Origin of the sequence: Sphingobium sp. IP1, assembly GCF_002708645.1 — a bacterium.
GTDB lineage: Bacteria > Pseudomonadota > Alphaproteobacteria > Sphingomonadales > Sphingomonadaceae > Sphingobium > Sphingobium yanoikuyae.
The window spans coordinates 1-9,976 of the sequence record NZ_NOIW01000153.1; the positions used below are offsets into that span (position 1 = coordinate 1).

Genomic DNA, 9,976 nt, shown 5'->3' on the forward strand with positions numbered 1-9,976 from the left:
CATGCCGCCGGGGCCTTCGTCTATTGCGACGGCGCGAACTTCAACGCCATTGTCGGCCGGGTCCGTCCCGGCGACCTGGGCGTCGACGCGATGCACATCAACCTGCACAAGACCTTCTCGACGCCCCATGGCGGCGGTGGTCCGGGTTCGGGTCCGGTCGTGTTGTCGGAAGCGCTCACGCCCTTCGCGCCGCTCCCCTTCGTCGAAAAGCAGGGCGACAAGTTCGTGCTGGTCGAAGAGGAAACGGTCGAGGATCACCACGCCCAGACCTTTGGCCGCATGGTCGCCTTCCATGGCCAGATGGGCATGTTCACCCGCGCGCTGACCTATATCCTCAGCCACGGTGCCGACGGCCTGCGCCAGGTCGCGAGCGACGCGGTGCTGAACGCCAACTATATCCTGCGCAGCCTGGATGACGTGCTCGACGCGCCCTTCGGTGCGGCCGGCCCGTGCATGCATGAGGCGCTGTTCAGCGACAAGGGGCTGGCCGAAGGCTTCACGACGCTCGACATCGCCAAGGGCCTGATCGACGAAGGCTTCCACCCGATGACCATGTATTTCCCGCTGGTCGTCCATGGTGCGATGCTGGTCGAACCGACGGAAACCGAAAGCAAGGCCGCACTCGACCAGTTCATCATGGCGCTGCGCAGCCTGGCGGAACGGGCCAAGGCCGGGGACGAAGCGCTGAAGGGCGCGCCCTATCACGCCCCGCGCCGTCGCCTCGACGAGACGCTGGCCGCGCGCAAGCCGGTGCTGACCTGGTCCGAACCGGATCTGGCGGTCGCCGCCGAATAAGCCGAAAGCAAAGGGCGGTGGAGGATCTCCACCGCCCTTTCTTTTATGGACCGGGAAACGGAGGATTCTCGCATGACCATTCACGCCGCCTCGCCCTGGTTCAGCTATGGCCTCACCGCCCTCATCATCGGCGGGGTCATGGCCTGGCGGTTGCGGCAGGTCGGCCGCGCCCGTCGCCTGCGGCTGGAAACGCTGTGGATCATCCCGGCCGTCTATGCCTGCGTCGCGGCGGTCATCCTTTGGAACGTGCCGCCCCATGGCCTCGCCTGGCTCTGGTGTGCGCTGGCGCTGCTGGCGGGCGGGGCGCTCGGCTGGACGCGCGGGCGGATGATGGCGATCAGCGTCGATCCGCAGACCCATGCGCTCAACCAGACTACCTCGCCAGCCGCGATGCTGTTCATCGTCGCGCTCGTCGCCCTGCGGGCCGCGTCGCGTTCGCTGGCGCTCAGCTATGGCGGGCAGGGGCATGGCATGGTGATGCTGGTCACCGACATCCTCGTCACCTTCGCGCTGGGCGTGCTGACGATGCAGCGGCTGGAAATGTTCCTGCGCGCGCGGCGGCTGTTGGTTGAGGCCCGCGCCGTCCGCGCGGCGCAGGGCTGAACGCCATGGCGGAAGGCCCGTGGACGCCGCAGGGGGACGGACCCGACCCGCGCCGCCATGCGCCCGCGACGCTGCGCAACCGGGATGCGATTGCCGCTGTGCTTCAGGATGAACTGCCAGCGACCGGCCTGGTGCTGGAGGTGGCAAGCGGCAGCGGCGAACATGCTGTCCACTTCGCTGTCAATTTTCCCGCTCTCAACTGGCAGCCGACCGATCCCGATCCGGCGGCTCTGGCCTCGATCGCGGCCCTGCGGGGAGACGCCGGTCTGCCCAATCTGCGCGTGCCGCTGCTACTCGACGCGGCAGCGGCGAACTGGCCGATCAATGCGGCCGACGCGATCCTCTGCATCAACATGGTGCATATCAGCCCCTGGACGGCGACGCTGGGGCTGTTGCGGGTCAGCGCCGACTTGCTGCCGCCTGGCGCACCGCTGATCCTCTACGGCCCCTATCTGGAGCAGGGTGTCCCGACCGCGCCGTCCAACCTTGCGTTCGACCGTTCGCTCAAGGACCGCAATTCACAATGGGGGCTTCGGGATGTCGCCGACGTCGACAAGGCGGCGGCAGCATGCGGACTGGCGCCCGCCCGACGCGTGGCCATGCCGGCCAATAATCTGATGCTGGTCTATCGTCGGCGTTAGCGGGGCTGGGAATAGTCGATCTTGCTGCTCGCTGCGGTGCGCGGTGCAACGATCATCATTCCCTGTCCCTGAATTGCCGCCTTGCGGCCCGGGCTTCGGTGCAAAATTCACGAGCCTCTCGGCAGCGCCGTTCGAGTATTTCGACGGATTGCCGCCATTGTTGCGCGACATAGGGATCATCGGCGATCCCGGGCGAATATACCCGTCTGCCTGCCGGTGACGAGGAGGGCTTGGACGCCGCAGGAGGGTGCAGCAACTCTTGTCCTTGCTCTGCGCGCTGCGAAACCAGCATGCCCAGCAGAAAGCAGGCGACTGCGCCGGCCACCAGGCCACATCCGATCAGCGCGCGCTTTGCATTGCTCACATCATTCTCCGTCGCCTGGGTTCAAGGCATTTGCGATGGCGCATGACATCGTTCTTAGCCCGGTGCGCAAGCCGCTTCCACCGCGCCGGTTCAGGCTCTAAAGCGCGATGCAATGACCCATGATCTTCTTTCGCTCGTCGCTGCCGAACTGTCCGCGCCGGCCGATCCGCGCGCGGCCGCCATGGCGGGGGCGCTGGCGGCGAAATATCCCGGTGCGGCTCGGGCGGTGCTCTTCTACGGCTCCTGCCTGCGCGAGGCCAATCTCGACGGGCTGATGCTCGATTTCTACCTGATCGTCTCCGATTATGAGGCGGCCTATGGCAAGGGCTGGCTGGCGCGCGCCAACCGGGCGATCCCGCCCAATGTGTTTCCGTTCGAACATGGCGGCCTGATCGCCAAATATGCCGTGCTGTCGGAGGCCGACTTTGCCCGGCTGAACAGCATGAAGGCGGACAATGTCTCGGTCTGGGCGCGCTTTGCCCAGCCATCGCGGCTGCTGTGGACGGCTGATGATCTGGCGCGGCAGCGCGCGCTGGCGGCGGTGGCACAGGCCGCACCGACCCTGTTGTCGCTCGCCCGGCCGATGGCGGACGGGCAGGGGAATGACCCGACCCTGCTGTGGAAGACCGGCTTTACCCTCACCTATAACGCCGAATTGCGGGCGGAGAAGACGGGGCGCTCGCTCTCGATCGTCGATGCCGATCCCGACCGCTATCGCCGTTTCGGCGCGGCGGCGCTGGCCGAGGGGCTGCCGCCGTCGCCCGACCATGCGGACAAGGTCTGGCGCGGACTGCAGCGACGCGGCAAATATCTGTCGGTGGTGCGCCTCGCCAAGGCGAGCTTCACCTATGCCGGCGGGATCGATTATCTGGCGTGGAAGATCAACCGCCATGCCGGCACCGCAATCGAGATCAAGCCCTGGCAGCGGCGCTGGCCGCTGCTGGGCGCGGTCACTCTGCTGCCGCGGCTGTTCCTGGGTGGTTCGATCCGTTGAGCGCGTTCGAGAGTGCGAGGCCCAGGGCATTGAGCGTGTAGGGCTTGCGCAGCACTTCATGCCCCCGGAAATCGTCGCTGTCGGTCGCGTCGCCGGTGAAGCCGGTGACGAACAGCACCGGCAGATGGCGCATATGGGCGGGCAGGGTGCGGATCATTTCCGGCCCGGTCATGTCGGGCATCAGCACGTCGCTCATGATCAGGCCGATATCGGCATTGTTGCTGAGCAGCTTGGCCGCCTTGCTGGGATGGTCGCAGGCGATCGGCAGATGACCGAGTTCGGCCAGCGCCGCCATGGTCTGGTTCAGCACGCGCGGATCATCCTCCACCACCAGGATGCGGGTCGGGGGATGGAGCGTATGCAGCTGCTCGCTCGCCGGGGCCTCTGCTGCGGCCTCCTGTTCGGTCAGGATGCGGCGCGGCAGGTAAATATGGACGCTGGTGCCGGTGCCCAGTTCGGATTCGATGCGGATTTCGCCCTGGCTCTGGCGCACGAAGCCGAAAATCTGGCTGAGGCCAAGCCCGGTGCCCTTGCCGACCGGCTTGGTGGTGAAGAAGGGCTCGAACACGCGGGCGGCGACCTCGGCCGTCATGCCACAGCCATTGTCGGTGACGCTGACGGTGACATAGTCGCCGGCCGGGCATTCGCCGATCTGGTTGGCGGCAAGCTGGGCCTGGCCGGTCGAGATGGTCAGCTTGCCCCGGCCCTCCATCGCGTCGCGGGCGTTGACGCACAGGTTGAGGAGGGCGTTTTCCATCTGATGCTGGTCGACGAAGATGCGCCAGCCGCTCGCCTTGTGGGCGAAGCTGACGATGATCTGGTCACCGATCGTGCGATCGACCAGATCGGCCATGCCGCGCAGCAGGCTGTCGGGATCGACCGCATTGGGCAGCAGCGGTTCGGATCGGGCAAAGGCAAGCAGGCGGCGGGTCAGCGCGGCGGCGCGGTTGGCGCCCTCCATCGCATTGTCGAGATGATGGCCGGCCTCGGCCGGTTTCAGTCGCAGCTTGCGCTTGGCCAGTTCCAGCCCGCCGACGACGACCGCCAGCATATTGTTGAAGTCATGGGCGATGCCGCCGGTCAACTGGCCGACCGCGTCCATCTTCTGCATCTGGCGCAGATTATCCTCGGCGGCGGCGCGTTCGGCGGATTCGCGCTTCAACTGCTCATAGGCATCCGACAATTCGCTGGTGCGGGCCGAAACCGCCTCTTCCAGCCGGTCGGCGCGTTCGGCCTCCATATCCGCCATCCGGCGCGCGTTGCGCCGTTCGGTATAGGCCGCATTGACCAGCCACAGCGCGAACAGCACGCAGACCAGCAGAGCGAGGCCGACCATGCGCGACGTCTTGCCGACCAGTTCGGTGCGGTCGCCCGCCAGGCTGACGGCCAGGCTGCGTTCGCGCAACCGCGCATTTTCGGCCTGGATCACCAGATCGATCAGCGCCGTCAGCCGCTTGATATCCTGTGAACGCCCGGCCTGATGGAATTGCGCCAGCGCGCCCATCTTCTGGTCATAGGTGGTGCGCAGGCCGATTTCGCTCAGCGTCTTGCCGCGCTGTTCGAAGGCGGCCTGGAGCGCGCGGACATTGCCGCGCTGCCAGTCGGACTTGCGGGTGGCATAGGTCAGCGACTTGAGCTGGCTGGCGGCGGTGCGCCACTGGTCCTGGAACAGGCGGCCGGTGTCGGGATCGAGGCTGATGACATAGCGGGCCAGCGTCACTTCGGCGCGGGCGGTCTTGGCCTCGAAGGCGCGGGCGAGGGCCATGATTTCCCAGCTGCGCTGCTGTTCGGCGAGGGCGCGCTGATGATCGCGCGAGGCGCTGCTGGCGCTGTAGAGCAGGGCGCCGAGCGATCCGATCAGCAATATGCCAAGGACCAGGGGCATGTGGCGCCGCGCCGCGGCGCGCCAGCCCCGGTCCTGTTCATCGATCACTTCGCGTTCCGCCATATACCGTTACACTAACCGAACTATGTTAACCGCGCGAATATGCAGGTTAGATGGTTCCGCTGCTGTAGCAGATTCTATCGCAGGAAATACCCGGTCGATCGTCGGAGTGTCGAAAAGCGCGATCAGTTGATCGCGCCGGTAGCCTTGCCGGCGGTCTCGAACATGGCGATGATCTGTTCGACCTGCTCGTCGCTATGTTCGGCGCACAGCGAGCAGCGCAGCAGGAAGGTGCCGGCCGGGGTTGCCGGCGGGCGCGCCATGTTGACGTAGAGGCCCAGTTCCAGCAGCGTCTGCCACATCGCCACCGCCTGCATCTGGTCGGTCAGGATGACGGCGATGATCGCCGACTGCGGCGTGGCGCTGCCCAGCTTGAAGCCGAGGTCGGTCAGACCCTGGTGCAGGCGCTGGCTGTTCTTCCACAGATGCGCGCGCTTCTCGCCGGCGTGCATCAGCTTGCGGATGCTGGTCGCGGCGGTGGCGACGACGCTGGGCGGCAGCGAGGCGGTGAAGACATAGGGCCGGCAGACGAGGCGCAGGATTTCGAACTTGGGATGGTTCGATACGCAGAAGCCGCCGACCGTGCCGACCGACTTGGAGAAGGTGCCGACGACGAAGTCGATCTCGCCCTCGACGCCCTGTTCCTCATAGGCGCCACGGCCGTTGGGGCCGAAGAAGCCCATGCCATGGGCCTCGTCGCACAGGATCATGCAATTGGGGTGCTTGCGGATGGCGGCGACCATTTCGGGCAGCGGGGCGACGTCGCCCAGCATCGAATAGACGCCTTCCAGCACGACCAGCTTCAGCGCGTCGGCGGGCAGACGGCCCAGGCGCTTGTCCAGATCCTCGACGCTGTTGTGGCGGAAGCGGACGATTTCGGCATTGCCCATGGCGCAGCCATCATAGATGGAGGCATGGCTGTCGGCGTCGAGCACGACATAATCGCCCTTGCCCGCGAGGGTGGAGATGATGCCCAGGTTCGCCTGATAGCCGGTCGAAAAGACCATGGCGCCCGACGTGCCGTAGAACTCCTTGAGCGCGTCCTCGACTTCCTTATGGCCCTGATAGGTGCCGTTGAGGACGCGGCTGCCGGTGGTGCCGGCGCCGAACTCGTCCAGCGCCTTCTTGCCGGCTTCGACCACGTCGGGGTCGAAGGTCATGCCCATATAATTATAGGTGCCGAGCAGGATGGTTTCCTTGCCCTTGATGATCGCGCGCGTGGGCGAGAGCACCTGATCCATGACGATCGCATAGGGATCGCGCACGCCCGTCGCCAGCAGCGCCTCGCGCTCGTTGATCAGCGGATCGAACTTGGAGAAGAGATCGCGGGTTTCGGTGGCGATGGCGGCGTCGGTCATGATCTTGTTCCTCAACCCGTTCGTGCTGAGTAGGGACTGAGCTTGTCGAAGGCCCATATCGAAGCACTTCGCGCTGGTCCCCGATCCTTCGATACGCTGCTTCGACTTCGCTCAGCAGTTACTCAGGACGAACGGCGTAAAATTCTCAGGCGGTCTTGAGCTTGGCGACCGCGTCGACCAGTTGGCCCACGGTCTCGATCTCGGCCTGCATGTTCATGGTGATGATGATGTCGAACTCGTCCTCGATGGCGGCGACGAAATCCATCACGGTCAGGCTGTCCCATTCCAGGTCGCCGGCAAAGGTGGTGGCTTCGGTCAGGTCGACGCCCTTCTTGTTGAAGGAGGCGATCTGCGCTGCGACGCTGTCGAAAATCTCGCTGCGATCGGTCATTATCTCTTCAATCTTTCCATGAAAGCACGGCTTTTGCCGCCGCACGCCGCTCTTTGGCAAGCGAATAAGGCGTCAATCGGGCAGCATCTGGGGCAAAATGCCTTGTTCGCGGCGCGCCGTGTCGCGCCGCGCTCTGCTATTCCAGCCTCGAACGGGCTGAAGGATCAGCGGAAATTGTCGGCGTAGGCCTGAATTTTCAGCGTCTTGGGCGGGGTCGCGATGACGGTGTAGGCGATCTTCTCGCGCTCGGCATAGGCGACGGCAGCGTCCTGCGAGGAGAAGCTGAGCTTCAGCTGCTGCTTGGTGTCGCCCGAGCCGGCCCAGCCGGTCAGCGGATCGGCCTTCTTCGCTTCGGCGGGCGCATATTCCAGCACCCACTTGTGAGTCAGCGCCTTGCCGGACTGGAGGGCGTTCTTCTGGATCTGGTAAATGCGCGCGGTCATCGCGATGAAACTCCGTAAAATCGTCATTGTGCGTTGCACCAGCGGTCGCCGTGAAGTCAAGAGTTCCGGCGCGCGTCCGCATTTTTGGTGCGCAATGTGGCATTGGCGCTTGCCGGATCGTCGGGCCAGGGGTGGCGGGGATAGCGGCCGCGCATTTCCTTGGCCACGTCGCGCCAGTTGCCGGCCCAGAATCCGGGCAGGTCGCGCGTCGTCTGGATCGGCCGGCCGGCCGGCGAGGTGAGCGAGAGGACCAGCGGGATGCGCTGGTTGCCGACGGTCGGATGCTGCGACAGGCCGAACAGCGCCTGCACCCGCAATTCCACGCGCGGGCCGCCCTCGGCCGCATAGTCGATCGCATGGGTGGAGCCGGCGGGTGACCGGAAATCGGGCGGAGCGAGCCGGTCGAGCTGCTGCTTGCCGTCCCAGCCGATCAGCGTTTCAAGGACGCCCGATAGCTGCGAGCGGTCGATGTCGGACAGGCGGCGCTTGCCCGCCAGCAGCGGCGGCAACCATTCGTCCAGCGTGTCGATCAGCGCGCTGTCCGACAGCGCCTCGATCCCGGCAAAGTCCGCCCGCATCCGCAGCGATTGTGCGGCTTCCGACCAGGGGAGGAGGGCAAGGCCGCCCTGCCGCACGCCATCGACCAGCGCGGCGACCACGGCATCGGGGTCGGGCCGGTCGTCGGAGCCGGAAGACAGGCGCACCGCGCCCAGTCGACGCTCGCGCAGTGCCTCGATCCCACCATTGGCAGCGCGGAATTTTACCGTGCGATGCTCGGCGATGCGCTCGCCGAACAAGGCGATCACCTCCGACTCGCCGATGGGAGCGGCCGACAGGATGCGCGCGCCCGCCGCGCTGCCCTGCACTTCGCCCACCGCCAGCCATGCTTCGCTGGCCAGCGGCGAGAGCGGATCGAGCCGGAAGCCGCGCCCGCCCACGCTGGCCCAGTCCGCGCCATCGGCGGAGCGGCGCTTGGCGACGCGATCGGGAAAGGCAAGGGCCAGGCAGAGGCCGACATCGTGCAGTCCGCTTTCTGCGGGCGACCGGGCATCGACCAGCCTGGCCCAGCGCTTGGCGAGGCCGCGTCCTGCTTCGGCCCGCTTGCCGCCCTCGCGCCGCCAGCGCTGGAGCCGCAGGGTGAGGTCGGTATCCTGCCCGCCCAGGCCGCGTTCGCCCAGCAGGACCGCGATCTCGGCGGCTGTGCGGGCGAGGCCGCGCTCACCGGCGCGCACCAGCATATGGGCGATGCGCGGCGCTAGCGGCAGGGTGGCGAGCGCCTTGCCATGGGGGGTGATGCGGCCGTCGGCGTCGAGCGCCTCCAGGGCGGTCAGTCGCTTGCGCGCCTCGGCCACGGCGGCGGCGGGTGGCGCGTCGAGCCAGCGCAGGCTGGCCGGATCGCTCACGCCCCACAGCGCGCAGTCGAGCAGCAGGCTGGAAAGATCGCTTTCCAATATTTCGGGCGGGTCGAAGGGTGGCATGCCCGCCGTCGCTGCCGCTTCCCACAGGCGATAGGCGACACCCGGCCGCTGGCGCGCGGCACGGCCGGCACGCTGGGTCGCCGACGCCTGGCTGCGATCGAGGTGGCGAGGATCACCTTGCGCCGCCCCTCGCGGGAGGGACGGATGGCGGCGCGCTGGGCCGCCGGTTCCAGGCTGCCGTGCAACATGTGGACCTCGAACGCGCCACCCTCGATCCGTTCGGCGGTGCGCTCGATTTCCCGGACGCCGGGCAGGAAGGCGAGCAGGTCGCCCTCCGCCTCCTCCTCCAGCGCGCGGCGGATGGCGGCCGCCATCTCATCCTCGATCCGCTTTTCGGCATGGCGGCCGATAGGACGCAACGCCAGCGGCTGGATCTTGCCCTCGCTCTCGATCACCGGCGCGCCATCGAGCAGGGTGGAGAAACGCGCCCCGTCGAGCGTGGCCGACATCGGCAGGATGCGCAGGTCCGGGCGCAGCGCCGCCTGCGCGTCGAGCGCCAGCGCCAGGCCGAAATCGCTGTCCAGGCTGCGCTCATGCACTTCATCGAACAGCACCGCCGACACGCCGGCCAGTTCGGGATCATCCTGGATGCGACGGACGAAAATGCCCTCGGTCAGCACCAGTAGCCGCGTCTTCGCGCTGACCTTGCTGTCCATCCGCGTGGCATAGCCGACCGTGCCGCCGGGCTGTTCGCCCAGCATTTCGGCAATCCGCTCGGCCGCTGCCCGCGCGGCAAGGCGGCGCGGCGACAGCAGCAGCACCTGCCCCTCGCACCAAGGCTGGTCGAGCAGCGCCGGCGCCACCGCCGTCGTCTTGCCCGCGCCCGGCGGCGCCACCAGCACCGCATTGCTGCCCACGCGGATGGACAGCAAGGTCAGCGCGAAGACGCGGCTACTGGTGCTGACCGAGGGCATTTTCGTCCGTCGCATCCAGGATGATCCCGAACTGGCCGGCGTGTCGGCGG

General features: G+C 66.9%; 8 protein-coding genes and 2 pseudogenes. 4 read left to right on the top strand and 6 right to left on the bottom strand.

The window, feature by feature from the left end:
* From CG471_RS27455 to CG471_RS27465, 3 genes and pseudogenes are all read left to right on the top strand, one after another.
* Window positions 1-795: pseudogene (locus tag CG471_RS27455) on the top strand (aminomethyl-transferring glycine dehydrogenase subunit GcvPB); the annotation flags it as partial.
* A 72-nt stretch (window positions 796-867) separates the two neighbouring features.
* The gene (locus CG471_RS27460; protein ID WP_099234407.1) at window positions 868-1,398 is read left to right on the top strand and encodes a CcdC protein domain-containing protein; all 531 of its coding nucleotides are present in this window, start codon (window positions 868-870) and stop codon (window positions 1,396-1,398) included.
* A 5-nt stretch (window positions 1,399-1,403) separates the two neighbouring features.
* Window positions 1,404-2,039 carry a DUF938 domain-containing protein gene (locus CG471_RS27465; RefSeq protein WP_099234408.1) on the top strand — a complete coding sequence of 212 codons (636 nt, stop codon included), beginning with the start codon at window positions 1,404-1,406 and terminating at the stop codon, window positions 2,037-2,039.
* Between the two features lie 55 nt (window positions 2,040-2,094).
* Here the strand turns inward: CG471_RS27465 and CG471_RS30375 are convergent, their stop codons facing one another.
* The gene (locus CG471_RS30375; protein WP_143560291.1) at window positions 2,095-2,403 is read right to left on the bottom strand and encodes a hypothetical protein; all 309 of its coding nucleotides are present in this window, start codon (window positions 2,401-2,403) and stop codon (window positions 2,095-2,097) included.
* 112 nt (window positions 2,404-2,515) lie between these two features.
* Here CG471_RS30375 and CG471_RS27470 point away from each other — a divergent pair, with 112 nt between their 5' ends.
* Window positions 2,516-3,397, top strand: a complete 882-nt coding sequence (locus tag CG471_RS27470; RefSeq protein WP_099234409.1) for a hypothetical protein — start codon at window positions 2,516-2,518, stop codon at window positions 3,395-3,397.
* Here the strand turns inward: CG471_RS27470 and CG471_RS27475 are convergent.
* The 5 genes and pseudogenes from CG471_RS27475 to CG471_RS27495 form a co-directional block, all read right to left on the bottom strand.
* Window positions 3,354-5,345, bottom strand: a complete 1,992-nt coding sequence (locus CG471_RS27475; protein ID WP_099234410.1) for an ATP-binding protein — start codon at window positions 5,343-5,345, stop codon at window positions 3,354-3,356. The two genes, CG471_RS27470 and CG471_RS27475, sit on opposite strands and share 44 nt — an antisense overlap.
* Before the next feature lie 122 nt (window positions 5,346-5,467).
* Entirely contained in the window at window positions 5,468-6,700 is a 1,233-nt protein-coding gene (locus CG471_RS27480) for an aminotransferase class I/II-fold pyridoxal phosphate-dependent enzyme (RefSeq protein WP_004207938.1), read from the bottom strand.
* 145 nt (window positions 6,701-6,845) lie between these two features.
* Window positions 6,846-7,091 carry an acyl carrier protein gene (locus tag CG471_RS27485; protein ID WP_099234411.1) on the bottom strand — a complete coding sequence of 82 codons (246 nt, stop codon included), beginning with the start codon at window positions 7,089-7,091 and terminating at the stop codon, window positions 6,846-6,848.
* A gap of 164 nt (window positions 7,092-7,255) precedes the next feature.
* Window positions 7,256-7,534 carry an ETC complex I subunit gene (locus tag CG471_RS27490; RefSeq protein WP_004207936.1) on the bottom strand — a complete coding sequence of 93 codons (279 nt, stop codon included), beginning with the start codon at window positions 7,532-7,534 and terminating at the stop codon, window positions 7,256-7,258.
* 56 nt (window positions 7,535-7,590) lie between these two features.
* Window positions 7,591-9,926 (bottom strand): annotated as a pseudogene (locus CG471_RS27495) (ATP-dependent RNA helicase).
* Window positions 9,927-9,976: the final 50 nt, after the last annotated feature.

Bases quoted from the DNA above. Each gene is read 5' to 3' on its own strand.
- CG471_RS27465 (WP_099234408.1), top strand. From the start codon at position 1,404: ATGGCGGAAGGCCCGTGGACGCCGCAGGGGGACGGACCCGACCCGCGC.
- CG471_RS27460 (WP_099234407.1), top strand. From the start codon at position 868: ATGACCATTCACGCCGCCTCGCCCTGGTTCAGCTATGGCCTCACCGCC.
- CG471_RS27480 (WP_004207938.1), bottom strand. From the start codon at position 6,700: ATGACCGACGCCGCCATCGCCACCGAAACCCGCGATCTCTTCTCCAAG.
- CG471_RS27470 (WP_099234409.1), top strand. From the start codon at position 2,516: ATGACCCATGATCTTCTTTCGCTCGTCGCTGCCGAACTGTCCGCGCCG.
- CG471_RS27475 (WP_099234410.1), bottom strand. From the start codon at position 5,345: ATGGCGGAACGCGAAGTGATCGATGAACAGGACCGGGGCTGGCGCGCC.
- CG471_RS27490 (WP_004207936.1), bottom strand. From the start codon at position 7,534: ATGACCGCGCGCATTTACCAGATCCAGAAGAACGCCCTCCAGTCCGGC.
- CG471_RS27485 (WP_099234411.1), bottom strand. From the start codon at position 7,091: ATGACCGATCGCAGCGAGATTTTCGACAGCGTCGCAGCGCAGATCGCC.